This is a genomic window from Mycobacterium sp. PSTR-4-N, assembly GCF_022348085.1.
GTDB lineage: Bacteria > Actinomycetota > Actinomycetes > Mycobacteriales > Mycobacteriaceae > Mycobacterium.
This window is the reverse complement of sequence record NZ_JAKRFN010000002.1, coordinates 98,409-120,822: the sequence shown is the minus strand read 5'-3', so window position 1 is coordinate 120,822 and position 22,414 is coordinate 98,409. Positions and strand designations below refer to the sequence as shown.

Sequence of the window (22,414 nt, the reverse complement as noted above, 5' to 3'; positions counted from 1 at the left end):
TGGCTAAGAATTTTGTTCCGAAGGTCAGTCACAGCGTTGCGTGAACGAGCACCTCTACGCATCCCCGGGGCTGGTCGCGGGATGCCATTGGGTAGGTCGTAGTCGTTGACGCCGACAGGAACGGTGCTGAATTGACCGATCTGGCAACGTCTGTGGATGTGCAGACCAGCCGCGCGATGTTGCGCCACATGCTGGTCGCACGCGGCGTGGACGCAGAGGCGGTGCGTCTCCAGAACCAGGGCCGGGTCGATCTGTGGCTGTCGTGCCACGGCCAGGAAGCAGCGCAGGTGGCGTCGGCGATGGCGATCGGCGAATCGACCACCATCTTCCCGAGTTATCGCGAACACGCCGTTGCGATCGTGCGCGGTATCGACGGCGTCGGACTGGTGGCGCAGTGGGCCGGCCGTACCTTCTGCGGATGGAATCCGCGCCGGCACCGGTTCTTTCCGTACACGCTGGTGGTGGCCGCACAGACGCTGCACGCAGTCGGCTTCGCGATCGCCCGGCGGCTGCAGAACCTATCGGAGATGGTGGTGGTCTACCTCGGTGACGGGGCGACCAGCGAGGGCGACGTCTCGGAAGCGATGAACCTCGCGGCGGTCGAATCGGTACCGGTGCTGTTCGTCGTGCAGAACAACGGGTGGGCGATCTCCAAGCCGAGCCACGAACAGATGCGCACCAGCATCGCCGAGCGGGCCCGCGGGTTCGGCATCACCTCGTGGTCGGTGCGTGCCGAGGATCCTGATGTCGCCTATCGGGAATGTGTCACCGCGCGCGAACACGTCGAGGCCACCGGTACTCCGGGCCTGATCGAGCTGCACACCACCAGAACGGCGGGACACAGCAGCTCCGATGCCCACACGCTCTATCGCGACGAGCAGGAATTGGCCGCGGCGGTCGCCAACGATCCGGTACAGCGTTACCGCGACAGGCTGTTCAGCACCGGCGTCGTGGACGACGCGTGGCTCGCCGGGGTCGACCGCGACATCGAAGCGCACAGCCGTGCGATGGTGGAGGCATTCGGTCGATGACCTCCCCGCGGCCCAGCTGCCTGGCCGAATCGCTCAATGGCGCCCTCTCCGATCTGATGGAACGCGACGGTTCGGTCGTTCTCGTGGGACAGGACATCGGACGCCTGGGCGGTGTCTTCCGGGTGACCAGGGGGCTGCAGAGCCGCTTCGGCGCGGGCCGGGTGCGCGACGCTGTGCTCGCCGAATCGTCGATCGTCGGGCAGGCGATCGGGATGTCGATGGCGGGCTTGAAACCGATCTGCGAGATCCAGTTCGACGGTTTCGTGTACCTGGCGATGAACCAGATCGTCACGCAGGCAGCGAAGATGATCACGCGGTGGAACGGTGAGCTGGACCTGCATCTGGTGGTGCGGGTGCCCGTCGGCGGTGGCATCCGCGCGGTCGAGCACCACAGTGAATCCAACGAGGCACTGTTCGCCCACACACCGGGGTTGCATGTCGCCTATCCGTCGTCGCCGGAGGACGCGGCGGCGATGCTCGAGTACTCATGCCACCTCGGCGCACCGGTGATCTTCTTCGAGCCCAAACGCCTGTATTGGCATCGCAGACGGCAGGCCAGGGCGAACTCGCAACCGCTGTCCGCGTTGGGGGCACGCGTGATCAGATCCGGAACCGACATCACGGTGGCAGGCTGGGGCGCGGTGCTCGAAGAGGTTCTCGCCGCAGCTGACGAGCTGGCCGGCGTGGTCGACGTGGAGGTGGTCGATCTGCGCTGGATCGCGCCGATGGACGTCGACACGGTGCTCGCCTCCGTGTCCCGGACGGGGCGGCTGCTGATCGTGCACGAGGCGATCGAATTCTGCGGTGTCGGTGCGGAATTGGCCGCGACGGTGGGCGAGCGAGCCTGGCCCGACCTCACTGCCCCCATACGCCGGCTGGCGCCAGCGCGCCACATCTACCCGCCCGCGGATTTCGAGGCCGATCATCTGGTCGATCAACCCGCCATCGTCAGCGTGATCGAGGAGATGTGCCGGTGAGCGGGGATTCGACGGTCGACATCCACGTCCCGGACTTCGGTCACGGGTTGACCGATGCGCTGGTCGTGGAGTGGCTGGTCTCGGTCGGTGATGCCGTCGAGCGCGGCGATGTGGTCGCCGTTCTCGAGACGGACAAGAGCAGTGTCGATCTGATGGCCGAAAAGGCCGGCACGGTGGTTGAAATAGTGGTCGGTGCCCGGTCGATCACCACATCAGGAGCGGTGTTGTACAAACTCGACGAGCGACGGTGAAAGGTCGAAGGCGATGTCATCCATCGAAGAACGAATGAACACCATCATGCTCAAGATCGTCCGGCGTCGATCTCCCGACGCCGGCGTCGACGACTTCACCACGGCGGTCTGGGATCTCGATCTCGATTCGCTCGACGTGGCTGAACTCACCGAACTCCTGGAGAAGGAGTTCAGCGTCGAGGCAGACCTCGAGCGGCTCGACGAGTGTGTCAGCCCCGCGGACATCAAGAGCTACTTCATGGGACTGATCGGCACACCGTGAACGCCGGCATCGTCGATATCGTCACGGCCACAACGGGAGAGCACGTCCCGAACGCGTTCTTCGACAGCATCGGGCTCACCGACGAGTGGATTCGCCGCCGCACCGGCGTCGCCGCACGGTGGTGGATGGACGACGACGAAGCCCTCGACGACGTCGCCGCGCGGGTGTGCGCTCCGCTCGTCGCCCGTCACCAGGACCTGCGCATCTCCGCGCTGTTGGTGGTCAGCAGCTCGGCCGGCGGGGCGGTGCCGGGAATCGCCCAGCGAGTGGCCACCAAGGCCGGATTGCCGCACGACGTCCTGGCTTTCGACATGTCCGCGGCGTGCAGCGGCTTCATCTACGGCCTGATCTCCGGATTGTCCCTGTGCGACGGGGGCGACGGTTCGGCGGTGATCGTGTGCTGCGTCGAGGCGATGTCGCGGATGCTGGACAAGACCGACCGCAACACGGGCCCGCTGTTCGGGGACGGCGCCGGTGCGGTACTGCTCGCCCCCCGACCGGCGTTCCGCAAGCACCGCTGGCACGCCGGATCCGACGGCGCGGGTGCGGATCTGATGCGCGGCCAGATGGGCCAGGGTATCCAGCTCGATGGGATCCGCGTCTACCATCGCGCCGTCCGCACGATGACCGAGACGGCGAAGCTCCTCCAAGAGGGTGACGTGGAACCGGCCATCGTGATCGGTCACCAAGCCAATTCCCGCATCTTGCAACGGGTCCGCGACGAAGCCGACATCGGGAACGCCGTGTTCGTCGACTGCGTCGAGAATTTCGGCAACACGTCGGCGGCGTCGATCCCGTTGGCGCTGGGAGAATCGCTGCGGCAGAATGCGATTCCCACCGAGGGTCGCGCGCTGCTGGTCGCTTACGGCTCGGGTGAGGCGTGGGGCGGCGTCATGGTCGATTACGACCTCTCCGGCGCCACCGCCGCTCGCCTCGACCCCGATGGGTGATCGTCCCGACGTCGTCGTGGTGACCGGCGCCTCACGCGGCGTCGGTGCCGGGGTCGCCGTCGGGGCGGCACGCGAAGGCCGGCATGTCGTCGTCAACTACCGGGAGAAGCAGCGCCGCGCCGCTGAGGTCGTCGCTGCGGTGCGTGAGGCCGGTGCCGACGCGACGGCGGTACAGGCGGACCTGTGCGACGAGCACGCCGTGGGCGCCATGTTCGACGAGGTGTCCCGCTTGGGAATCTTGAAGGTGTTGGTGCTCAACGCCTCCGGTGGTCTGGAGCGTCACGCGACCGCCGGTTACGCCCGTCGGCTCAATCGGGACGCGCAGCTGGCCGTTGCGCGCCGGGCGTTGGCGATCATGCCGCGCGGGGGAGTGATCGTGTTCGTCACCAGCCATCCCGCGCACTTCTTCGGCCGGCGGCCGGTGCCGATCGCCGGCTACGCGGAAGTGGCGGAGAGCAAGCACGCCGGGGAGACGGCGCTGCGGGCGCTGCAGGACGAGTTCGACGCCCGGGGCGTGACGTTCGTCGTGGTGTCGGGGGATCTGCTGGAAGGGTCGGTGGCGCTGCGGCTGCTGCAACGCGCCGATCCGGATGCGGTGGCGGCCCGGCGGGCCGCAGGACCTCTACCCACGGTGGCGGAGTTCGCCGACGCGGTCGTGGCGGCGATCGACGCACCGCCGACGTCCGGAGAGACGATCTATGTGGGCTGAGGTTTGGAGCGCGAGGCGCGCCGCCGCGGCGGCTTCTCCTCGCGGGGTGGCTCGGCGCCTCGGTTGGTGAACCTGCCCAGCGTCGACACACCGGGCATCGTCGACACCGTGCGGTAGACGTCGTTGCCGGTGGCCACGAGCGCTTCCAGTTGGGGGAGCAGCGCATCCAACGTGCGCAGCATGGGGTCGGCCAACGCCAGATAGCGTTCGGTGCGGTCGATCACCGCATTGAGTCGCGCGGTGGCCGCTGCCAGGTTCTCGATCAGGTCGGGCATCTCGGCAGCCAGTTGGATGGAGGCCGGGGGAATGCGCATCGCAGTGGACGCGACCGTCTGGGCCGCGTCGGCCGCAGCCTGCGCAGCCGCCCTGATCTCCTTGGGACTGGGGACTTTCTGAGGGGTCATGGATCAACGATGCCGCATGCCGCCAAAGCCCGTGGGCTTTGGCGGCATGTGTCGGCCCGCTAGTACCAGACTTTTCGCCCGCCGACGGGACGGCCCACGGCGCCGAGAATCCACAGCACCACTCCGACCACCACGAGGATCCCGCCGATCGTGGTGAGGATATTCAGGCTGGTGAACCAGCCGATCAACAGGAGGATGATGCCGAGCACGATCATGGTCAATCCGATCTTCGAAGGACATGGTCACGTCATAATTGCGAAAGAAGGAATTACCAGATCCGTCAAAACCAAACCGATGATTCCCTTCGCCGAAGACCCCCCCACTCCGACGCGGTGAGGAACAGTGGGGTCATGCGCGAATATCTCGAGTTCTACATCGACGGCCGATGGGTTCCCCCGCTGCGGCCCAACACCCTCGATGTCGAGGATCCGGCCACCGAAAACGTCGCCGGCCGCATCGCGTTGGGCTCCTCCGCCGATGTGGACCTCGCTGTCGGAGCCGCGCGGCGGGCGTTCGCCACGTGGTCACAGACCAGCCGTGACGACCGGCTCGACCTTCTGTCGGCGATCCTCACCGAGTACCGCAGCCGTCACGGCGACCTCGCCGATGCGGTGCACGAAGAGATGGGGGCACCGCCGTCCCTGGCCGGGGGAACCCAGGTCAACCTCGCAATGGGGCACCTGCTCTCGGCGATCGAGACGCTGAAAACCTTCGCGTTCTCCGAGCAACAGGGCAGCACGCAGGTGGTCCGGGAGCCGATCGGGGTCTGCGGTCTCATCACGCCGTGGAACTGGCCGCTCAACCAGATCGCCTGCAAGGTGTTCCCCGCGCTGGCCACCGGGGCCACGATGGTGCTCAAACCCTCGGAGTTGGCGCCGTTCTCCGCTCAGATCTTCACTGAAATCCTCGCTGCGGCAGGCGTTCCCGCGGGTGTGTACAACCTCGTGTTCGGTGACGGTCCCGGGGTGGGGGCGGCGCTGTCGGCGCATCCCGACATCGACATGATCTCGTTCACCGGGTCCACCCGCGCCGGTATCGAGGTCGCGAAGAACGCCGCCGCAACGGTCAAGCGGGTGACCCAGGAGCTCGGTGGCAAGAGCCCGAACATCGTGCTCGACGACGACCGGTTCGCCCGCAGTGTCACCGCCGGAACGACCGCGATGATGTTGAACAGCGGACAGAGCTGCAACGCGCCATCGCGCATGCTCGTCCCGGCCACCCGCATGGCCGAGGCCATCGACGCCGCGAGAGAGGCGGCGCTCGCCGTTCGCGTCGGCGACCCGGCGGACACGAGAGCCATCGGCCCGGTGGCGTCGAAGGCCCAGTATGAGAAGATCCAGGGCCTGATCAGCCGGGGTATCGACGAGGGGGCGACGCTGGTCGCCGGTGGACCCGGGCGGCCCGAGGGACTGGACACCGGCTACTACGTCAAACCGACGGTGTTCGCCGATGTCACCAACGACATGACCATCGCGCGGGAGGAGATCTTCGGGCCTGTGCTGTGCATCCTGGGCTACGACGATCTCGACCACGCGGTCGCGATCGCCAACGACACCGATTACGGGTTGGCGGGCTATGTTTCCGGTGCCGACTCCGATCAGGCGCGCGCTGTGGCGAAGCGCATCCGCGCGGGTGCGGTGGCCATCAACCACGCCTTCGACATCGCGGCGCCGTTCGGCGGTTACAAGCGCAGCGGCAACGGCCGCGAATGGGGTCGGTTCGGCTTCGACGAGTACCTCGAGATCAAGGCGGTGATCTCGGCGTAGCGGGGTGAGTTGCGAAATGTACACCTATGGCATCGATTTCGATCGCATCGAGGCGATCGACATCCATACCCACGTCGAGATCGACGGACACGGTCACCGTGCATACGACGATGTCCTGATAGAGGCGACGGCGAAGTATTTCAAGATGCCGCAGGGGATCGTGGCCGGCGTCGACACCATCGCCGACCAGTACCGCCGGCACAACACCGCCGCTGTCGTGTTCACGATCGACGCCCGGCACGGAATGCGACACACACCGAACTCCATCGAAGATCTGGTGCTGGGTGCGGAGCGCAACAACGACGTATTGATCCCGTTCGGCAGCGTCGATCCCCACCAGGGCCGCCACGCCGTGCACCGCGTCCACGAACTGGTGCGCGACTTCGGGGTCAAAGGCTTCAAGTTCCACCCCAGCATGCAAGCGTTCGAGCCCAACAACCGAGCCCACTACCCGATCTATCACGCCATCGCCGAGGCCGGGGTACCCGCGCTGTTCCACACCGGGCAGACGGGGATGGGATCGGGACTGCCCGGCGGATACGGCATCAAGCTGCGCTACAGCGATCCGATGCTGCTCGACGACGTCGCAGCTGACTTCCCGGACCTGACCATCGTGATGGCTCACCCGGCGGTGCCGTGGGTCGACGCGCAGATCGCGATCGCCACGCACAAGCCGAACGTCTATGTCGACCTGTCGGGCTGGAGCCCCAAGTACTTCCCGCCGCAGCTGGTGCACGCGCTGAGTCGGCAGCTGCGCACCAAGGCGCTGTTCGGGACCGACTACCCGTATCTGCGACTCGAGCGGTGGCGGCGCGACTTCGAGACACTCGACATCGACCCGGCGGCGCTGCCGTTGATCTACAAGCAGAACGCCCTGCGGGTCCTCGGGGTCACCTCATGACGGCGAGCAGACGCGAACTCGAGTATTCAGGGCCTGGATGGCTCGACTTCGCGTCTGCTCGCCGGGGCTGTCAGGACTTCTTCAGCGGATCGTGGCCCCAGTTCATCAGCGAGTACCGCCACCGGCTGTGCTCGACGTCGGAGTCCGGGCCCTGCGCACGGTGGCGCTTGACGTAGCCCACCACCTTGCGCATGTGCGCGTAGTCGTCGTCGGTCAGCTCGGCCTTCTTGGTGTGCAGGATCTCGACGATGCGCCGTCCACTCTCGTGCCCCGTCGACTCTCCGCCTGACGACGACTTCTGCCCGACTTCCTGCGATTCGTCGGTGTCCAGCCACTTCTCGATCTCCGAGGCTGTCATGTTGACCGCATCGGAGAACTCGTCGTAGGTGTCGGAGTCGCTCTCGCTCGAGCCGCTCACGACTTCTTGTTCAGCGACTCGGGCTTGTGCACGGCGTCATTGCCGCTCTTGTCGCTGACCACGCGGTACTGCGGGTCGTCAGAGGATGCCCGCACCGTGCGACCCGCCGCCTCGGTATCGGAGGTGATCTTCTCCTCCACGGTGCCCTTCACGGTGTTGCCGTGGCTCTGCCAGGTGACCTTGTCGCCCTTGTTCAGTTCGCTCATGGGCTGCGGGTACCCGGCCGGCACGTGATCAGACGTGACCGAAGGGTGACGCGGTCAGGCTTTGACGAGCGTGAACTGCCCGAGCTCGCTGATGCCGCGGTTGAAGAAATCGCTGCAGCCGACGAGGTACTTCATGTACCGCTGGTAGACCTCTTCGGACGTCGCGGCCACGGCCTCGTCGTGATGGGCCTCGAGGGCTTCGGCCCACGTGTCGAGCGTCCGCACATAATCGGCGTTCAGGAATTGCGTCTGCTCGACGGTGAAGCCGGCCTGGGTGGACAACTCGACGATGTTCTCCTCGCCGGGCACCGATCCGCCCGGGAAGATCTCCTTGGCGATGAACCGCATGAACTTCAAATCGGTCATCGTGATCGGGATGCCCATCTCCGGCCACTTCTTCAGCGGATGGCCGAGGATCGCCTGCAACAGCATGCGCCCGCCGTCGGGCAGCACGCTGCTGCACATCTTGAAGAACGGCTCGTAGCGTTCCTGAGGGAACGCCTCGATCGCCTCGATGCTGATGATCCGGTCGACGGGTTCGTCGAACTGCTCCCAGCCGCGCAACAGAATCCGCCGGGAGCGGTCGGTGTCGAGCCCGTCGAGCAGTTCCTGCGCGAACTTACACTGGTTGCGGCTCAGAGTGAGGCCGACGACGTTGACGTCGTGCTTCTCCACGGCCCGCTGGAGTACCGAGCCCCAGCCGCAGCCGATGTCGAGCAGCGTCATACCCGGCTCGAGGTTCAGCTTGCCCAGCGCGAGATCGATCTTGGCCATCTGGGCCTCTTCGAGCGTCATGTCGTCGCGCTCGTAGTAGGCACAGCTGTACGTTCGCGACGGATCCTGGAAGAGACCGAAGAACTCGTCGGAGAGATCGTAGTGCGCCTGCACTTCTTCGAAGTGGGGCGTCATGTCCTTTTTCGTCGTGGACTGCCCTGCAGCGCCCTTACCCATTCCCCGACCGACCTCCAATTCATCCGCACCGATGGCGAACGTTCAAATTACTACACAGACGTCAATGCCTGCTTTTCGCAGGTGAACTGCGCGACGTCGGTGTAACCGTCGCGGAACAGGTTGGCGCAGCCCTGCAAATACTTGAGGAATCGCTCGTAGATCTCCTCGGAGGTGATCTCGATGGCCTCGTCCTTCTTGTTCTCCAAGTTAGACGCCCACGTGTCGAGGGTCTTCACGTAGTGCGGCTGCAGGTGCTGCTCGCGGGTGATCGTGTAGCCGGCCTTGACCGCGTGATCGCGCACCATCGACGCCAGCGGCAAACGACCGCCCGGGTAGATGTAGTCCATGATGAACTTGATGAACCGCACGTTGGACATGGTCAGGGGCAGTCCCTTGGCCTTGATCTCCTCATCCTCGGGAATGATGATCGTGTGCAGCATCATGACGCCGTCGTCGGGCATCCAGCTGTAGGTCTTCTTGAAGTAGTCGTCGTACTTGTTGAAGCCGAAGTGCTCGAAGGCGCCGATTGAGACGATGCGGTCGACCTGGCCCTCGAACTCCTCCCAGGGCTGCAGCCGCACCTCCATGCTGCGCTTGCTGGTCGAGTTGGCGAACCAGTGGTTCTCGATGTGTTCCTTCTGGTTCTCCGACAGCGTCAGCCCGATGACGTTGACGTCGTACTTCTCGACGGCCCGCATGATCGTCGCGCCCCAGCCGCAGCCGATGTCCAGCAGCGTCATGCCGGGCTTCAGTCCCAGCTTGCCCAGCGACAGGTCGATCTTGGCCATCTGGGCCTGCTCGAGGGTGTAATCGTCCTTCTCGAAGTACGCGCAGCTGTAGACCTGGTTCGGGTCCTGCCAGAGCTTGAAGAACTCGTTGGAGATGTCGTAGTGGAACTGCACCTCTTGCTTGTCCGAGCCGCGGGTGTCCGACGCAGACTTCGACAGCCACTTCGACTGGGCCGTGCCCTGCGGCTGATCGGTTTCGGTGTTCGACATTCGTCCATCCTCATCTGAGATCGAGATTCACCTGCGGCCCACGGCGCGGGTACGCTGCTGACCCGCCCGGCCACGAACTGGCTCCGCTGACCATACCTTTCCCCGCCACTCATCGACAGGCGGCGTGCGCAAAGCCAAGGGGAAAACTGCCAAACGACGGCCGGAGCGTCAAGATGGTCGGTATGGCCGAGCACACGTTCTACCTGAAGGCCTGCATCAACGGCGCGCGAACCCCTGATCAGCATCCGGGACTCCCCGTGACGCCGCAGGAGCTGGCGGCCGAAGCGGTGGCTGCCCACGCCGCGGGGGCGCGGGCCGTGCACCTTCACCCCAAGGACGCCCGGGGAGCAGACTCGCTCCTTGCCGATGATGTGGCCTCGGCCGTGACCGCGGTCCGCGAGGCCGCCCCCGGATTGCCGCTGGGTGTGACGACCGGTTTCTGGGCGCTGCCGGACGCCCAGCAGCGCCGGGAGGCGATCGAAAGTTGGTCGGTGCTGCCCGATTTCGCATCGGTGAACTGGCACGAACCGGGTTCGCCGGAATTGGCAGAGCTACTTCTGTCCCGCGGTATCGGCGTGGAGGCGGGAATCTTCCACGCCGACGCGGCGCAGGCGTGGGCGAACTCCGAGGTGGCCGCCCACTGCCTGCGGGTGATGGTCGAGATGGGCGCCGACGGGGACATCGCTACGGCCGACGAGGTGCTGGCGCGGGTTGCCGCGGCGGATTCCCCTGCGCCGGTGCTTCTGCACGGGCTCGACGAGAGTTGTTGGCCGCTGCTGCAGCACGCCGGGGCGCGCGGACTGCAGGCCCGCATCGGGATGGAGGACACGCTGCGGCTGCCCGACGGATCGGCGGCCGACGGCAACGCGGCGCTGGTCTGCGCCGCAGTCGATCTGCTCAGTCGGTAGGCGCCCCGAGTGCGAAGTCGGCGAAGTCGAATCCGGGCACGACGACGCAGCTGACCAGACAGGGGTCGTCGCTCTGAGGGCGCGCGCGCTGCCAATGTCCGGGCGGCACGACGAACTGCGGGTGCTCACCGGCGAGGATGTCGGTGCCGAGCACATGGGTGGTGGCGCCGTCCTGTTCGGCACCGACGTCGAGCAGCAGTGGACCGCCGAAGTGGTAGAGCCACAGTTCCGCGCTGCGCACGGTGTGCCACGCGGACTGTTGGCCGGGCATCAGCAGGAACAGGATCGCGGTGCCCGCGTTGCGGCTTCCCGTGTAGTCCGGTGGCAGTGCCGACTCCGGCACCGTGAGCTCGCTGCGCCACGTCTCGGTGAACCAGCCGCCCTCTGGGTGCGGAGAGAGGTTCAGCCGACGCGCCCATTCGGGGAGATCGCTCATCGGCTCACCCTAGTAGTCTTTGCCCATGTCTCGCGCCCGTCCCGGCTGGCTGGTGGCAGTGTGCGCGCTGGTGGTGGCGGTGAGCGCCTGGTTGCCGTGGTTGCGCTCGTCGGCAGGAGGTGGGGGACGGGCCAACGGGATCGGGGGCGTCGCCGGTGCGATGCCGGTGCCGCCGCCCGGTTTCGGTGTCGGACAGCTGATCGTGCTGTTGGCGGCGACGCTGGCGGTGGCTGGTGCCATGGCTGCCCGTGGCGTGTCGGGACGGATGGCTTCGACTGCGGCGCTTGCTATTTCGGTGATCATCGTGGTGTTGGCGGTGTGGTTCTACCGGCTCTACGTGTATCCGCCGGTGTCGGCCGCCTACGGTCTCTACGTCGTCGGCGGGGTGGCAGCCGCGGCGGTGTTGCTCTCGATCTGGACCATGCTCGCGGCGTGGAAGCGCTCGCCCGCGATCGTCGGCGCCAGGGAATGAGCGGGTTCGTCGAGCCGGTTCAGCTGACCGGCGAGCGCGCGGTGTCCCTGGAACCACTGCGCGACGACCATCTCGCGGAGATCGAGGCTTTGGCCGCCGACGGCGAGCTCGGCGCGTTGTGGTTCACCGCCGCGCCGAGGGCCGGGGCTGCGGCGCAGTGGGTGACCGGCCGGCTGGCAGTTCAGAATCCGCAGACAGGGCTCACGTTCGTGGTGCGAGACCGCTCGGGTGCGATCGTCGGATCATCGAGCTACCTGAATGTCGACGGGCCGAATCGCCGCCTTGAGATCGGCCACACCTGGTACGTCGCCTCAGCCCGGCGCACCGCGGTCAACACCGAGACCAAGCTGTTGATGCTCGGCCACGCATTCGATCAGTTGGGCTGTCTCGCAGTCGAATTGCGTACACATCATTTCAACCGGGACAGCCGCGCCGCGATCGAGAGGTTGGGCGCCAAACTCGACGGCATCCTGCGCAGCCACCAGGTGATGCCAGACGGGTCGCGGCGCGACACGGTGGTGTACTCGATTCTCGACATCGAATGGCCGGCCGTGCGGTCCAACCTGCGATTCCGGTTGGACCGCAACGGCTGACGCGGGTCACGCCTGGGGCGCCGCGCCCCGTTCGGCGGGTAGCGGTGGCGTGCTCGGAGCGGGCGCCTGGCCGGCGGAGCTCGGTCCCTGTCTGGCGGGTCCACCCGGAGGGGGAGGCGGGGTGCCGTCCCGGCCGGGACCGCGCGGATCGCCGGGGGCGTCGGGGCCCCCGGGAGGCGGTGGCGGAGGAGCGTCGCGCCCCGGCCCACCAGGCCCACCGGGCCCACCGTCGCGCCCCGGCCCGCCGGGCCCACCCGGCCCACCGGGCCCACCCGGTCCCCCCGGACCTGCGGGTCCTCGGTCAGGCCCGCCCGGCCCGTGGTCGTGACCATGTGGTCCACCCGGTCCGCCAGGACCCCAGCCCGGTCCTCCCGGTCCTCCCGGGTCACCCGGCCCGGCGGGTCCACCAGGGCCCCAGAATCCCGGACCTGGCGGCGCAGGCTGCGCGACCGACGCGGTGCCGACCGACAGGGACATCGTCGGATGGGCGTCGGCGAGTGTGCCGCCCAGGAATCCGATCACCAGTCCGGCCGCGGCGGCGCCGACGGCCACACCGACGGGATGCCGGCGCGCGGGTTCGCGCACCGACGCCCACCGCGCCTTCGGCTCGGCGGCCGCGACCGGAGCTGCGTAGTGCGGCGCGGATTCGGGAATGCGGTCGGTCGCCGGGGTGTCATCGATGTGCTCGTCCGTCCGATCCTCCTGCGGGCGTTCATCGTCGGCCATGGGTCCTCCTTCGTCGTGGAACTCGAGCTGAGCGCGACGCTAGGGCCTGGTCATGAAGCCAACCTGAAGAGCGGCGGCGATGGCGCGATTCTTCAGACCCGCTTCAGCGAGCACCGGCCAGAATGAATCCATGGGCGCCCCGTCAGACACCGACCGTGCCGCGGCGCGCGTGCTCGTCGTCGAAGACTCATCAGCCATCCGCGAGATGGTCGTCGAAGCCCTCGTGCATGCCGGATACGCCGCTGATGGCCGTGTCGACGGCCATGACCTGGAGCGTGCACTCGACGGCTACCGACCGGATCTGGTGATCGTGGACATCATGCTGCCCGGGCGGGACGGCTTCGCGCTCTCCGATGTCATCCGCCAGTGGGGCGACGTCGGCCTGATCATGCTGACCGCGCGCGACGGCCTCACCGATCGGCTGCGCGGTCTCGATGGCGGCGCCGACGACTACGTCGTCAAGCCGTTCGAGGTGCCGGAACTCATATCGCGGGTCGGTGCCGTCCTGCGCCGCCGAGGGCGCCTGCCCGCCACTGTGCAGACCGGTGACCTCGTCGTCGACCGCGGCGCCGGCGTCGCGTCGCGCGCGGGCGTCCCGCTCGATCTGACCGCCACCGAGTTCCGGCTGCTGGACTTCCTGCTCGATCAACGTGGCCGCATCGTCAGCGCCCACCAGATCCTCAACGCGGTCTGGGGGTACGCCTCCTACGACGACAACCTGGTGCACGTCCACATCAGCAGCCTGCGGCGCAAGATGGAGGCCCACGGCCCGCGGATTCTGCAGACGGTGCGCGGCATCGGCTACCGGTTGCAGGCACGATGACCGCCACGCCGTCGCTGCAACGGCGCGTGGTGATCGCCGTCCTGGTTTTTCTCGCAGCGCTGCTCCTCGTCCTCGGCGTGGTCATCGACGTGCTGATCGGCGCTCAGGCCCGCCGGGACCTCAACAGTCGTCTGCAGGCCGGTGTCACCCGTGTCGATGCGTTGGCCCGCGCCGGGGTTCCGCCGTCCCAGTGGGCCGCCGATGTCGACGGAGGCGGTGTGCGGGCCGCGGTCTTCACCGTCGACGGCGAGCGGTACGGCGATCCGGGGATCGACCCGGACACCACGATCGGCGAGGACGTCGCGCCGCCGCCCCCGCCCGGCCCGCCGGGGCGTGATCGCGGACCCGGGCCGCCCGACGGGCGCCGGCCACCCCCGCCGCCGGATGCGACGGCGACGGTGATCGACCATCGGTTACCGGACGGCAGCCGGCTCATCCTGGTCGCCGACACGACCGCGACCTCTGCGCTGCTACGGCAACTGCGCATCCTCATGGTGGTCGCGGGCATCGCCGTGCTGCTGGTCACCGCGCTGGGCGTGACGCTGATCGCTCGCGCCACGATGCTGCCGCTGACCCGCCTGACCCAGGTCGCCGAGTCGATCGCCTCTGGCGACCGCGCCAGGCGGGTGCGCCCGGACCGCCCGGGAACCGAACTGGGCCGGGCCGCAGCAGCTTTCGACATCATGGTGGATGCGTTGCAGTATTCGGAGAACCGCGCGTATCAATCTGCGCAGGCCGCGGCGCAGGCGGAAGCCGCGACCCGCCGATTCCTGGCCGATGCCGCCCACGAACTGCGCACCCCGATCGCCGGAATCCACGCCGCCGCAGATCAACTCGTGTCGTCTGCCATCCAGCACGACGACCCTGAGTCCGCACGCCAGCGGCACCGGGCCGAACTGGTGCTCAGCGAGGCCCGCCGGGCGGGGAGGCTGGTCTCCGACATGCTCGACCTCAGCCGCATCGACGCCGGGTCACCGCTCGACCTGCAGCCGTGCGACCTGGTGGCACTGGCCGACGCCGAGCGCGACCGCAGCGCCGTGCTCGCCCCCGGTTTGCAGATTCGGCGACGTGGTGACGAGACACTGGCCGTCGTCGTTGATCCCATGCGCATCGCGCAGATTCTCGCCAATGTCGTCGACAACGCCCGCCGGCACACTCCGGCGGGCGGGGCAATCGACATCGATGTCCGGGCGGTGGGTGATCGCGCCGTGCTCACCATCACCGACACCGGACCCGGCGTTCCCGACGATCAACGGGAACGGATCTTCGAGCGGTTGGTCCGGCTCGACGAGGCGCGCGACCGTGACCGCGGCGGCGCCGGGCTGGGCCTGGCGATCGCCCGAGCACTCGCGCGTGCGCACGGCGGCGATCTGGTGAACGTGGCCCATCGGCCGGGGGCGCGGTTCGTTCTGACGTTGCCGCGAGGTTGATGTGAGACTGCGGTCCAACCGGGCGAAACCGGTTGGACCGCAGCGGTTGTCGGTTGTTACTGGTCGGCGTCGACGGTGGTGGGAGAAATGGACGCCTGCGTGCCGGCGTGCTGGATCTCCACCTTGCGCGGCTTGGCCTTCTCGGCGACAGGAATCGTCACCGTCAGCACGCCGTTCTCATAGGTCGCCGAGATCGAACTCGTGTCGATCCCGTCGCCGAGGGCGAGCTGCCGGCGATAGCCACCGAAGAATCGCTCGTTGGCCAGCCACTGCGCCGACTCGTCGGAACGGGCGGTGCGGTGGGCAGAGATGGTGAGCGTGCCGTTGTCGACGTTCACGTCGACCGAGCCCGGATCGACACCCGGCAGATCGGCGGTCAGCACGTAGTGGTCGTCGATCTTGCAGAGGTCCATGGGCATGAAACGTGGGACCCGGTTCGAACCGGTCTGGGTGGTCATCAGGCCCCGGGTCAGAGCGTCGAGGTCACTGAACGGATCGAAGCGAAGCACAGCAATCCACCTCCTACATCGTCCGAAGCCCGCCACCCTGGCGGGCGACCAAATCACTGTGCACCAGCGAGATTAGCACTCGACGCAGGAGAGTGCCAAGAACTTTTCGCGGGTCCCGTCAGCTGTCGGCGAACGCGATCGCGTCGGTGGGGATGACCTCGGCGACGCGTCCAGGCGCGGCCTGATGTGACCAGTAGAGGTTCGTGTGATCGATGACGGCGGGCACCGGCGGAGCGCCCCACGACGTCTTGTCGCCTGCGGTGTGGGCGTCGGCGACGAGGACGACGTCGTAACCCCGGACGAAGGCGCCGTGCAGCGTACTGCGCACGCACGCATCGGTTTCCGCCCCGGTCACGACGAGTCGGCCCACGCCGAGGTCGGCCAGTGTGCGTTCCAGAGATGTCGCTTCGAACGCGTCGCCGTAGGTCTTGTCGACGATCGGTTCGCCGTCGGCGGGGGAGAGCTCCGCCACGATCTGCCAGCCGGCGCTGCCGTGGGGCAATTGATCGTCGTGGTGCCGGACCCACACGACTGCCGTCCCCTCGCGGCGCGCGCGCTCGACCAGCCGAGCGATGTTGGCCACCGCGGTGTCTCGCCGGAAAGCGCCGCCGACGACGTCGTTCTGGACGTCGATGACGAGAAGTGCGGTCGTCGTCCGGTCCGCGAGCGTGGTCATGACGTCATTATCTGCGCCCCGCGCAGCGGCTCGAGGCATTGATCGCAGGTGAGCCGCGGGTGGAATCGGTGCTCGCACGACACGTGGGTGATGCGAACGGCCGGTCCGTCGGGATCGGGGTACCAGCGCTGTGCCCACGCCAGCGCGCAGACGAGGACGGGAAGCAGCGCTCGTCCCTTGTCGGTCAGCACATAGTGACCGGCGACCGTGTGCAGAATCCCTTCGGCGGTGAAGACGGCCAACCGCCCGGAGATCGTGGCCGGCGGCGCCCCGAGCTCGGTCTGGAAGTCGGTGAACCTGCCGATTCCGACGAACGCGGCCACCAGCAGCGCGAATCCCCACCGGTCGCCGATGACGGTCATCGTCTGCGGGAACAGCACTGCGGCGCGCCGCCCCGCCGAGCGGCGGCGGTTCGTCGTCGACGGGATCGAGCGCGCCCAGCTGCCACTCGGACCCCACTGCGCCACAAGCTCTTTCTCCGACGCGACGGCTGCCTCACACGATCGGCAGGTCAACCTCGGCGTGAACAGCGTCCCGCAGGTGGTGTGGCGCATGGCGGGCAGCGGGCGCGGATGGTCGGGCACCCAGGTGCGCTCCCACTCCCAGATCGAGGTGAGCATCGGCCACAGCGAGCGGCTCTTCGGCGTGGCCGTGTAGTCGACACGGGTCGGATGTGTCTGGTATTCGCGGCGGCCCAGCAGGTCTTCGGTGACCAAGGTGCGCAGCCGGCCGGACAACACGGCGTGCGACACGGGGAGCGCATCGACGAAATGGCCATAGCGGGTGGCCCCGAGCAGCGTCTGCTGGATGATCAGCAGATTCCACTCGTCGCCGAGAACGCCCAGCATCCGTGCGACGGCGTTCGGGGTGTCGGTCACAATCCGATCGCGGCGGCCGCCGAATCGCTGTCGCGCCAGTGGGGCAACTCCGACCCGGCTGCCCAGGTGGAGTGGGTGCCACTCGAGATCCGTTCGGGCAGTTCGAGTGTGCACACCGGGCCGTCGGCGATCCGGGCGGCGTCGAACACCAGACAGTACGACGCGTCGGCGTTCATGTCGGTGGTCAACGTGACGAGGTATCCGTCGTCTTCGGCGGTACCGCCCGGCCGCGGCGCCATCGCGGTCTCGCTGCCGTAGACGCCGTCGTCGAATGCGTAGCGCTCCTCGCGGCCGGTGTGCAGATCGTGTTTGAGCAGCCCGTCGAAGAGGAACCAGGAGGGCTTGCCCGTCGCCGCGTAGGTGTAGCGGTGTGCACGTCCGGCGCGGTCGGGGTTGATCATGCCGAATTCGCTGATGCTGTCGGTCAATTGCTCCTCACGGACCTCGCCCGTCACGAGGTTGAATCGCCAGCGATGCAGCCTGGCCTGCATCCGGTCGAGGGCGAGGAACCGGAAAGCGCGCTGCCACTTGTTGCCCATCCCGTTGTCGGCAGGTTCGGGATCGCCTTGGAAGAAGCCGTCGAGCACGATCTCGTCGCCGTCTTCGTAAGCGTTGGGGAAGTGCAGGACGTAGGTGGGGTCTGCGTCGAACCAGCGGATCTGCGAGGCGTCCCCGCGACGGGGGATCACAGCGAACCGCGACGGGGTGTCGCGGTGGAAGCGTGGCAGGTGGATGTTGTGCTCGAGCAGCGCGGCATCCCAGAACAGCGGAAAATCGTTGAGTATCACGTAGTTCTCGGTGAACGCCATGTCGTGAGGCAGTCGTGGGCCGGGGAGTTCCACGTCGACGGTGTGCACCACGTCGCCGGCGTCGCTGACCACGCCGTAGCGCAGATATGGCGCCTGCTTGCTGTAGCTGAAATACAGCAGTTCACCGCCGTCCACTTTCGGGTGCGCGGACACCCCCCAGTCATGGGGGAAGCCGCCGTTCCAGTCTTCCTTGCCCAACGCGTCGCCGGTGCACGGATCGATGCGGTAGAGGTCGCCGCACTGGTAATGGCTGGTCAACGCCACTCCGCGATGCACGATCACGTCCGTCGACGACGCGTCCTTCATCAATGTCCGTGCGCCCCAGCCGTGATCGCGGCGAGACAGTTCGATCGGCTCGGCGATTCCCGGCCACAGCGGGCCACCGGCCTCGTTCTCGGCGAGGAATCCGTCGGTGCGCACGAAACGATTGCGGTAGAACGCTTTTCCGTCCCGGAAGCCGACGATGTGCAGCATGCCGTCACCGTCGAAGGGATGGTAGTTCTTCAGCGCGGGGTGCAGCGGGTTCTCGGTGTTGCGTAGATACACACCGTCCAGATCGTCGGGGACGGCGCCGGCGACGACGTCGAGGTCGTCGCTGTCCCACTCGGTGGTCTGCGGCCGCCACGGGCCGGTGCGGTACGGGTGGTCGTCGTCCGGCGGCAGCGTGGACAGGAAGGAGGCGACCACCTCGGGGTGGGTGCGCAGGCTCATGAGGGTCTCCCGACGACGAAGGTGACGGTGGTGGCGGTACTGCCGCCGAAGTTGAGGGTGCCGAAGGTGGTTGCGCCGTCCACTTGGACGCCGTCGGCGGTGCCACTCACCTGGCGGGCCGCGTCGAGCAGCATCCTGACACCGGACGCACCGACGGGGTGGCCGCCGCCGATGAGCCCTCCGCTGGGATTGATTGGGCACCGGCCGCCGGGGTCGATGTCCCCGCTCTCGATGGCCTGCCACGACTGTCCGGGCTCGGTCAATCCGATGTGGTCGATGGCGAGATACTCACTGGGCGTGAAGCAGTCGTGGACCTCGAAGCCGTCGATGTCGTCGAGAGTGACCTGCGCGCGGTGGAAGGCGTCGTGCACTGCCGTCCGCACATGGGGCAGTACGTACGCCGACTGCGCGGATTGCTGCAGTTTCTGCTCCAGGCCGAGACCGACGGTGCGGTGGCCCCAGCCGTCGATGCGGGCCAGCGGGCGGGCCGAGGGATGCGCGCGCAGCCAGCTGTCGGTGACCACGACGATGCCCGCGCCGCCGTCGGTGATCTGGCTGCAATCGAAGCGGCGCAGCCTGCCCTCGACCCTCGGGTTGCTCATGTCGTCGTCGGTGAGTGGGTCTGGCACGGCCCAGGTCCGGGTCTGGGCGTTGGGGTTTCGGCGCGCGTTGGCGAGATTGCGCGCGGCGATGGCGCGCAGATGCGCGTCGTCGAGCCCGTAGCGACGGTCGTATTCGGCGGCGACGGTGTCGAACATGTGCGGCCAAATGTATTTTGCGTCAGCGCCCTCGTGGCCGGTCCACGCGGCGGTGCCCAGGATGGCCGTTGCGGTGTCGCCGGGCACGGTCTTCTCGAGCTCGACGCCGATCACCAACGCGCTGTCGTAGGCGCCGGAGCGCAGGTCGGCGATGGCGGCGAGCGTGGCGACGCTTCCGGATGCGCAAGCGGCCTCGTGGCGGGTGGCGGGGGTGTCCCACAGGCCGTCGCAGACGGTGGCCGGCATCGCGCCGAGGTGACCTTGGCGGGCGAACAGCTCACCGAACGCATTGGCCACGTGCACGACGCCGATGTCGGCGGCGTCCACCCGGGCGGCGGACAGCGTCTCGTCGACGACCTCCGCGGTGAGCGCGGCGAAATCCGCCCCCTCCCGGTCGAGGTTGCGAGCGAAGTCGCTTTGATAGCCGCCCAGAATCCAGACGTCCACGGTGCTCATCCGCGTGACGCTACTACTTCACCTAACAGAGTGACAGACCCCGAGGCGGTCTCGCCGGCTGGTGTCTGAACCGACGAGACCTGACAGCAGCCTCGGTCGACCGACGCTTCTGTCCGCGGCCCTGCATTGCCCGCACGCGAGCGCCGCAAACCCGGCTCGGTGTACGGTTCCCTTCGATGAAGGAGTTCACGAGGTCATGACCGGTTCGACCAACCGCGATCTGGCACAGCGGATGGCCGAGCTCGCTCGAGCGGTCGCCTCGCCACGCAGTGTTGAAGACGTGCTGTCCGATGTCACCCGAGAGGTGCTGGAGCTGATTCCCAGCACCGACGCGGCCGGCATCCTGTTCGTCGGCAAAGCGGGCCGTTTCGAGTCCGTCGCCGGCACGTCCGAGTTGCCGCACGAGCTGGACCGGCTTCAGATGAAGTACAGCGAGGGCCCGTGTCTGGAGGCTGCCCTCGAGGAGACGATCGTGCGCTCCGACGACTTCGCCGCCGAGCCCCGCTGGCCGCGCTACTCGGCCGCGGCCGCCGAGCTGGGCGTGCGCAGCGGCCTGTCGTTCAAGCTGTACACCAGCTCGCAAACGGCGGGTGCGCTGAACTTGTTCGCTGTCGCGCCGAACGCGTTCGATGCAGCCGACGAGAACATCGGCGCGGTTCTGGCCGCCCATGCGGCCGCGGCGATCCTCGCCAGCCGGCATCACGAGCAGTTGCAATCGGCGCTGTCCACGCGGGATCGCATCGGGCAGGCCAAGGGCATCATCATGGAGCGCTACAACGTCGACGACGTGGCGGCGTTCGACATGCTGCGGCGGCTCTCCCAGGACAGCAACGTCAAGCTGACCGATATCGCGCAGCGCGTGATCGACACCCGGGGCGCCTGAGGCCGGACGAGGCGCCGAACGCACGGAATGTGACGCCCGCACTCGCAAGACGCGTCATAAACCGAACATTCGGCGAACCGCAAAAAAGTGCCCCCGGCAGGATTCGAACCTGCGACACCGGCTTTAGGAGAGCCGTGCTCTATCCCCTGAGCTACGGGGGCGACGCTGGGAGCTTACCGGTCAGCGGCTGCTGAACCCCAGCCCGTCACATATGGCAAAAGTGACAAAACTCGTGACCTCCGCCGGTAGCGTCCCGGTCGTGGAGCTGACACTGCAACGCATCGGTGCCTGGTCCGGCAGCATCATGATCCTTCTCTACGGCGCCAGCTTCTCCGGCGTCGCGCAACTCTTTCCGCCCCTGTCGCCGGCCGCATCGGCAGACGAGATCGCCGCCTTCTTCGTCGACCACAAACTGTGGATCCGCTTCGGTGTCTCCGGGGCGCTTCTCAGCGCCGCGCTCGCGCTGCCGTTCCTCGCCGTCATCGTGTTGCGCATCAAACGCGCCGAGGGTGGCTGGGGCATGCTGTCGATGACGCAGCTGATGGCCGCCACCGTGTTCGTCCCGGCGCTGATCTTTCCGCAGTTCTTCCTCGGCGTCGCCGCCTTCCGGCCTGAGGACCGGTCCGCCGAACTCACCCAGGCGCTCAACGATGTCTTCTGGCTGTGGTTCATCGGCATCGTCGGGACCATCATCGTGCAGAACGTCACGCTGGCCATCGCCGCGTTCACCGATCAGGCCGACACTCCGACGTTCCCGCGGTGGTACGGCTACCTCAACCTGTGGGTGGCCACGCTGTCTCTGCCCGGGTGTGTCGTGGTCGTCTTCAACGACGGACCGCTCGCCTGGAACGGGGTGTTCGCGTTCTACATCCCCGGATTGGTGCTCGTCGTCTGGCTGTTCGCCACGACAGCGGTGATCCTGAAATCGATCACCGTTCAGCGGGCGCTTTCCGGGTGACGACCACTGCTCGCCGGGTCCCCGCCGAAAGTGGCACCTGGGTCTTCCTGTTCGGCGACATGGCCGTCTTCGGTGCGTTCTTCGTCACCTTCCTCTTCGAACGCGCAACAGCCCCAGAGCTTTTCGATCAGGCACGGACCACCCTGCACATCGGCGTCGGCGTGGCCAACACGCTGGTACTGCTGACCAGTTCGCTGTGCGTAGTGCTCGCGCTGAACGCCATGCGAGCCGCGCAGCGCACCATCGCCACCCGCGCAGCGGGGGCCGCGATCCTCTGCGGCCTGGTCTTCATCGGTCTCAAGATCACCGAATACGTGGCGCTCGCAGAAGCGGGACACGGCCCGGGCGCCAACCACTTCTATCTCTACTACGTCATCCTCACCGGCCTGCACCTGTTCCACGTCTGCCTCGGCGTTGGTGCCCTGACGTTCCTGGCGACCCAGACGCGGCGCACCGAACTCAGCCTCACCCGCACCGCGCTGGTCGAGGGTGCGGCATGCTTCTGGCATCTGGTGGACCTGCTCTGGATCTTCCTCTTCGCGCTGCTCTACCTGGTGAGCTGAC

The 22,414-nt window shown here is 67.3% G+C and carries 29 protein-coding genes and 1 tRNA gene; 16 read left to right on the top strand and 14 right to left on the bottom strand.

Annotation, left to right across the window (positions count from 1 at the left end):
* The first annotated feature begins 131 nt into the window (after positions 1-131).
* Genes MHN84_RS03925 through MHN84_RS03900 form a run of 6 tightly spaced genes read left to right on the top strand, consistent with a single transcriptional unit; the run spans position 132 to position 4,180 of the window.
* Complete coding sequence (locus tag MHN84_RS03925) at positions 132-1,031, top strand: thiamine pyrophosphate-dependent dehydrogenase E1 component subunit alpha (RefSeq protein ID WP_241203324.1); 900 nt, start codon at positions 132-134, stop codon at positions 1,029-1,031.
* Complete coding sequence (locus MHN84_RS03920; RefSeq protein ID WP_241203323.1) at positions 1,028-2,008, top strand: alpha-ketoacid dehydrogenase subunit beta; 981 nt, start codon at positions 1,028-1,030, stop codon at positions 2,006-2,008. Before MHN84_RS03925 ends, MHN84_RS03920 begins: the two co-directional genes overlap by 4 nt.
* A complete protein-coding gene (locus tag MHN84_RS03915; protein ID WP_241203322.1) occupies positions 2,005-2,259 on the top strand; it encodes a lipoyl domain-containing protein in 255 nt (84 codons plus the stop codon). Before MHN84_RS03920 ends, MHN84_RS03915 begins: the two co-directional genes overlap by 4 nt.
* Positions 2,260-2,272: 13 nt before the next feature.
* Positions 2,273-2,521: an acyl carrier protein gene (locus tag MHN84_RS03910; RefSeq protein WP_241203321.1), complete on the top strand. Its 249-nt coding sequence runs from the start codon at positions 2,273-2,275 to the stop codon at positions 2,519-2,521.
* Positions 2,518-3,471: a 3-oxoacyl-[acyl-carrier-protein] synthase III C-terminal domain-containing protein gene (locus MHN84_RS03905; protein ID WP_241203320.1), complete on the top strand. Its 954-nt coding sequence runs from the start codon at positions 2,518-2,520 to the stop codon at positions 3,469-3,471. The genes MHN84_RS03910 and MHN84_RS03905 overlap by 4 nt, the downstream gene beginning before the upstream one ends.
* The gene (locus tag MHN84_RS03900) at positions 3,464-4,180 is read left to right on the top strand and encodes an SDR family oxidoreductase (protein WP_241203319.1); all 717 of its coding nucleotides are present in this window, start codon (positions 3,464-3,466) and stop codon (positions 4,178-4,180) included. The genes MHN84_RS03905 and MHN84_RS03900 overlap by 8 nt, the downstream gene beginning before the upstream one ends.
* On the opposite strand, the gene MHN84_RS03895 is transcribed toward MHN84_RS03900, so the two are convergent.
* Positions 4,168-4,584: a hypothetical protein gene (locus MHN84_RS03895; protein ID WP_241203318.1), complete on the bottom strand. Its 417-nt coding sequence runs from the start codon at positions 4,582-4,584 to the stop codon at positions 4,168-4,170. The genes MHN84_RS03900 and MHN84_RS03895 overlap by 13 nt on opposite strands.
* 59 nt (positions 4,585-4,643) lie before the next feature.
* The gene (locus tag MHN84_RS03890; RefSeq protein WP_241203317.1) at positions 4,644-4,799 is read right to left on the bottom strand and encodes a hypothetical protein; all 156 of its coding nucleotides are present in this window, start codon (positions 4,797-4,799) and stop codon (positions 4,644-4,646) included.
* A gap of 135 nt (positions 4,800-4,934) precedes the next feature.
* Here MHN84_RS03890 and MHN84_RS03885 point away from each other — a divergent pair, with 135 nt between their 5' ends.
* Together MHN84_RS03885 and MHN84_RS03880 are read left to right on the top strand one after the other, a co-directional pair.
* Complete coding sequence (locus MHN84_RS03885) at positions 4,935-6,350, top strand: aldehyde dehydrogenase family protein (RefSeq protein ID WP_241203316.1); 1,416 nt, start codon at positions 4,935-4,937, stop codon at positions 6,348-6,350.
* A 16-nt stretch (positions 6,351-6,366) separates the two neighbouring features.
* Positions 6,367-7,251 carry an amidohydrolase family protein gene (locus MHN84_RS03880; RefSeq protein ID WP_241203315.1) on the top strand — a complete coding sequence of 295 codons (885 nt, stop codon included), beginning with the start codon at positions 6,367-6,369 and terminating at the stop codon, positions 7,249-7,251.
* 70 nt (positions 7,252-7,321) lie between these two features.
* Here MHN84_RS03880 and MHN84_RS03875 read toward each other — a convergent pair whose 3' ends face one another.
* Genes MHN84_RS03875 through MHN84_RS03860 form a run of 4 tightly spaced genes read right to left on the bottom strand, consistent with a single transcriptional unit; the run spans position 7,322 to position 9,824 of the window.
* Positions 7,322-7,669 carry a DUF3140 domain-containing protein gene (locus tag MHN84_RS03875; protein WP_241203314.1) on the bottom strand — a complete coding sequence of 116 codons (348 nt, stop codon included), beginning with the start codon at positions 7,667-7,669 and terminating at the stop codon, positions 7,322-7,324.
* Positions 7,666-7,875 carry a DUF2945 domain-containing protein gene (locus MHN84_RS03870; RefSeq protein ID WP_241203313.1) on the bottom strand — a complete coding sequence of 70 codons (210 nt, stop codon included), beginning with the start codon at positions 7,873-7,875 and terminating at the stop codon, positions 7,666-7,668. The genes MHN84_RS03875 and MHN84_RS03870 overlap by 4 nt, the downstream gene beginning before the upstream one ends.
* A 54-nt stretch (positions 7,876-7,929) precedes the next feature.
* Entirely contained in the window at positions 7,930-8,826 is an 897-nt protein-coding gene (locus MHN84_RS03865) for a cyclopropane mycolic acid synthase family methyltransferase (RefSeq protein ID WP_241203312.1), read from the bottom strand.
* Positions 8,827-8,876: 50 nt separating this feature from the next.
* The gene (locus tag MHN84_RS03860) at positions 8,877-9,824 is read right to left on the bottom strand and encodes a cyclopropane mycolic acid synthase family methyltransferase (RefSeq protein ID WP_241203311.1); all 948 of its coding nucleotides are present in this window, start codon (positions 9,822-9,824) and stop codon (positions 8,877-8,879) included.
* Between the two features lie 182 nt (positions 9,825-10,006).
* On the opposite strand from MHN84_RS03860, the gene MHN84_RS03855 reads away from it, so the two are divergent.
* On the top strand, positions 10,007-10,732 hold the full coding sequence (locus tag MHN84_RS03855; protein WP_241203310.1) for a 3-keto-5-aminohexanoate cleavage protein: 726 nt from the start codon (positions 10,007-10,009) through the stop codon (positions 10,730-10,732).
* Here MHN84_RS03855 and MHN84_RS03850 read toward each other — a convergent pair.
* The gene (locus MHN84_RS03850; RefSeq protein WP_241203309.1) at positions 10,722-11,168 is read right to left on the bottom strand and encodes a cupin domain-containing protein; all 447 of its coding nucleotides are present in this window, start codon (positions 11,166-11,168) and stop codon (positions 10,722-10,724) included. The two genes, MHN84_RS03855 and MHN84_RS03850, sit on opposite strands and share 11 nt — an antisense overlap.
* A gap of 25 nt (positions 11,169-11,193) precedes the next feature.
* On the opposite strand from MHN84_RS03850, the gene MHN84_RS03845 reads away from it, so the two are divergent.
* A complete protein-coding gene (locus MHN84_RS03845; RefSeq protein ID WP_241203308.1) occupies positions 11,194-11,640 on the top strand; it encodes a hypothetical protein in 447 nt (148 codons plus the stop codon).
* Positions 11,637-12,233, top strand: coding sequence for a GNAT family N-acetyltransferase (locus tag MHN84_RS03840; protein WP_241203543.1), 597 nt, complete (start codon positions 11,637-11,639; stop codon positions 12,231-12,233). Before MHN84_RS03845 ends, MHN84_RS03840 begins: the two co-directional genes overlap by 4 nt.
* A gap of 6 nt (positions 12,234-12,239) precedes the next feature.
* On the opposite strand, the gene MHN84_RS03835 is transcribed toward MHN84_RS03840, so the two are convergent.
* Positions 12,240-12,959, bottom strand: a complete 720-nt coding sequence (locus MHN84_RS03835; RefSeq protein WP_241203307.1) for a hypothetical protein — start codon at positions 12,957-12,959, stop codon at positions 12,240-12,242.
* A gap of 130 nt (positions 12,960-13,089) precedes the next feature.
* On the opposite strand from MHN84_RS03835, the gene MHN84_RS03830 reads away from it, so the two are divergent.
* A complete protein-coding gene (locus MHN84_RS03830; protein ID WP_241203306.1) occupies positions 13,090-13,782 on the top strand; it encodes a response regulator transcription factor in 693 nt (230 codons plus the stop codon).
* The gene (locus tag MHN84_RS03825) at positions 13,779-15,212 is read left to right on the top strand and encodes a HAMP domain-containing sensor histidine kinase (RefSeq protein WP_241203305.1); all 1,434 of its coding nucleotides are present in this window, start codon (positions 13,779-13,781) and stop codon (positions 15,210-15,212) included. Before MHN84_RS03830 ends, MHN84_RS03825 begins: the two co-directional genes overlap by 4 nt.
* 56 nt (positions 15,213-15,268) lie before the next feature.
* Here MHN84_RS03825 and MHN84_RS03820 read toward each other — a convergent pair whose 3' ends face one another.
* From MHN84_RS03820 to MHN84_RS03800, 5 genes are all read right to left on the bottom strand, one after another.
* Positions 15,269-15,721 (bottom strand): Hsp20/alpha crystallin family protein, encoded by a 453-nt coding sequence (locus MHN84_RS03820; protein ID WP_241203304.1) that lies wholly within the window; start codon positions 15,719-15,721, stop codon positions 15,269-15,271.
* A 118-nt stretch (positions 15,722-15,839) separates the two neighbouring features.
* Positions 15,840-16,397 (bottom strand): isochorismatase family protein, encoded by a 558-nt coding sequence (locus MHN84_RS03815; RefSeq protein WP_241203303.1) that lies wholly within the window; start codon positions 16,395-16,397, stop codon positions 15,840-15,842.
* On the bottom strand, positions 16,394-17,245 hold the full coding sequence (locus tag MHN84_RS03810) for a helix-turn-helix domain-containing protein (protein ID WP_241203542.1): 852 nt from the start codon (positions 17,243-17,245) through the stop codon (positions 16,394-16,396). Before MHN84_RS03810 ends, MHN84_RS03815 begins: the two co-directional genes overlap by 4 nt.
* 26 nt (positions 17,246-17,271) lie before the next feature.
* Positions 17,272-18,795 (bottom strand): carotenoid oxygenase family protein, encoded by a 1,524-nt coding sequence (locus MHN84_RS03805; protein WP_241203302.1) that lies wholly within the window; start codon positions 18,793-18,795, stop codon positions 17,272-17,274.
* A complete protein-coding gene (locus MHN84_RS03800) occupies positions 18,792-20,009 on the bottom strand; it encodes an acetyl-CoA acetyltransferase (protein ID WP_255729913.1) in 1,218 nt (405 codons plus the stop codon). Before MHN84_RS03800 ends, MHN84_RS03805 begins: the two co-directional genes overlap by 4 nt.
* Before the next feature lie 196 nt (positions 20,010-20,205).
* Between MHN84_RS03800 and MHN84_RS03795 the strand changes: the two genes are divergently transcribed.
* The gene (locus MHN84_RS03795) at positions 20,206-20,892 is read left to right on the top strand and encodes a GAF and ANTAR domain-containing protein (protein WP_241203301.1); all 687 of its coding nucleotides are present in this window, start codon (positions 20,206-20,208) and stop codon (positions 20,890-20,892) included.
* A gap of 88 nt (positions 20,893-20,980) precedes the next feature.
* On the opposite strand, the gene MHN84_RS03790 is transcribed toward MHN84_RS03795, so the two are convergent.
* Positions 20,981-21,053, bottom strand: a tRNA-Arg gene (locus tag MHN84_RS03790).
* Between the two features lie 50 nt (positions 21,054-21,103).
* Between MHN84_RS03790 and MHN84_RS03785 the strand changes: the two genes are divergently transcribed.
* A complete protein-coding gene (locus MHN84_RS03785) occupies positions 21,104-21,850 on the top strand; it encodes a hypothetical protein (RefSeq protein ID WP_374238309.1) in 747 nt (248 codons plus the stop codon).
* On the top strand, positions 21,847-22,413 hold the full coding sequence (locus tag MHN84_RS03780) for a cytochrome c oxidase subunit 3 (protein ID WP_308192910.1): 567 nt from the start codon (positions 21,847-21,849) through the stop codon (positions 22,411-22,413). Before MHN84_RS03785 ends, MHN84_RS03780 begins: the two co-directional genes overlap by 4 nt.
* Position 22,414: the final 1 nt, after the last annotated feature.

Bases quoted from the DNA above. Each gene is read 5' to 3' on its own strand.
- MHN84_RS03920 (WP_241203323.1), top strand. From the start codon at position 1,028: ATGACCTCCCCGCGGCCCAGCTGCCTGGCCGAATCGCTCAATGGCGCC.
- MHN84_RS03910 (WP_241203321.1), top strand. From the start codon at position 2,273: ATGTCATCCATCGAAGAACGAATGAACACCATCATGCTCAAGATCGTC.
- MHN84_RS03900 (WP_241203319.1), top strand. From the start codon at position 3,464: ATGGGTGATCGTCCCGACGTCGTCGTGGTGACCGGCGCCTCACGCGGC.
- MHN84_RS03895 (WP_241203318.1), bottom strand. From the start codon at position 4,584: ATGACCCCTCAGAAAGTCCCCAGTCCCAAGGAGATCAGGGCGGCTGCG.
- MHN84_RS03890 (WP_241203317.1), bottom strand. From the start codon at position 4,799: ATGATCGTGCTCGGCATCATCCTCCTGTTGATCGGCTGGTTCACCAGC.
- MHN84_RS03885 (WP_241203316.1), top strand. From the start codon at position 4,935: ATGCGCGAATATCTCGAGTTCTACATCGACGGCCGATGGGTTCCCCCG.
- MHN84_RS03880 (WP_241203315.1), top strand. From the start codon at position 6,367: ATGTACACCTATGGCATCGATTTCGATCGCATCGAGGCGATCGACATC.
- MHN84_RS03870 (WP_241203313.1), bottom strand. From the start codon at position 7,875: ATGAGCGAACTGAACAAGGGCGACAAGGTCACCTGGCAGAGCCACGGC.
- MHN84_RS03865 (WP_241203312.1), bottom strand. From the start codon at position 8,826: ATGGGTAAGGGCGCTGCAGGGCAGTCCACGACGAAAAAGGACATGACG.
- MHN84_RS03860 (WP_241203311.1), bottom strand. From the start codon at position 9,824: ATGTCGAACACCGAAACCGATCAGCCGCAGGGCACGGCCCAGTCGAAG.
- MHN84_RS03855 (WP_241203310.1), top strand. From the start codon at position 10,007: ATGGCCGAGCACACGTTCTACCTGAAGGCCTGCATCAACGGCGCGCGA.
- MHN84_RS03850 (WP_241203309.1), bottom strand. From the start codon at position 11,168: ATGAGCGATCTCCCCGAATGGGCGCGTCGGCTGAACCTCTCTCCGCAC.
- MHN84_RS03845 (WP_241203308.1), top strand. From the start codon at position 11,194: ATGTCTCGCGCCCGTCCCGGCTGGCTGGTGGCAGTGTGCGCGCTGGTG.
- MHN84_RS03840 (WP_241203543.1), top strand. From the start codon at position 11,637: ATGAGCGGGTTCGTCGAGCCGGTTCAGCTGACCGGCGAGCGCGCGGTG.
- MHN84_RS03835 (WP_241203307.1), bottom strand. From the start codon at position 12,959: ATGGCCGACGATGAACGCCCGCAGGAGGATCGGACGGACGAGCACATC.
- MHN84_RS03830 (WP_241203306.1), top strand. From the start codon at position 13,090: ATGGGCGCCCCGTCAGACACCGACCGTGCCGCGGCGCGCGTGCTCGTC.
- MHN84_RS03825 (WP_241203305.1), top strand. From the start codon at position 13,779: ATGACCGCCACGCCGTCGCTGCAACGGCGCGTGGTGATCGCCGTCCTG.
- MHN84_RS03815 (WP_241203303.1), bottom strand. From the start codon at position 16,397: ATGACCACGCTCGCGGACCGGACGACGACCGCACTTCTCGTCATCGAC.
- MHN84_RS03810 (WP_241203542.1), bottom strand. From the start codon at position 17,245: ATGCTGGGCGTTCTCGGCGACGAGTGGAATCTGCTGATCATCCAGCAG.
- MHN84_RS03805 (WP_241203302.1), bottom strand. From the start codon at position 18,795: ATGAGCCTGCGCACCCACCCCGAGGTGGTCGCCTCCTTCCTGTCCACG.
- MHN84_RS03800 (WP_255729913.1), bottom strand. From the start codon at position 20,009: ATGAGCACCGTGGACGTCTGGATTCTGGGCGGCTATCAAAGCGACTTC.
- MHN84_RS03795 (WP_241203301.1), top strand. From the start codon at position 20,206: ATGACCGGTTCGACCAACCGCGATCTGGCACAGCGGATGGCCGAGCTC.
- MHN84_RS03785 (WP_374238309.1), top strand. From the start codon at position 21,104: ATGGCAAAAGTGACAAAACTCGTGACCTCCGCCGGTAGCGTCCCGGTC.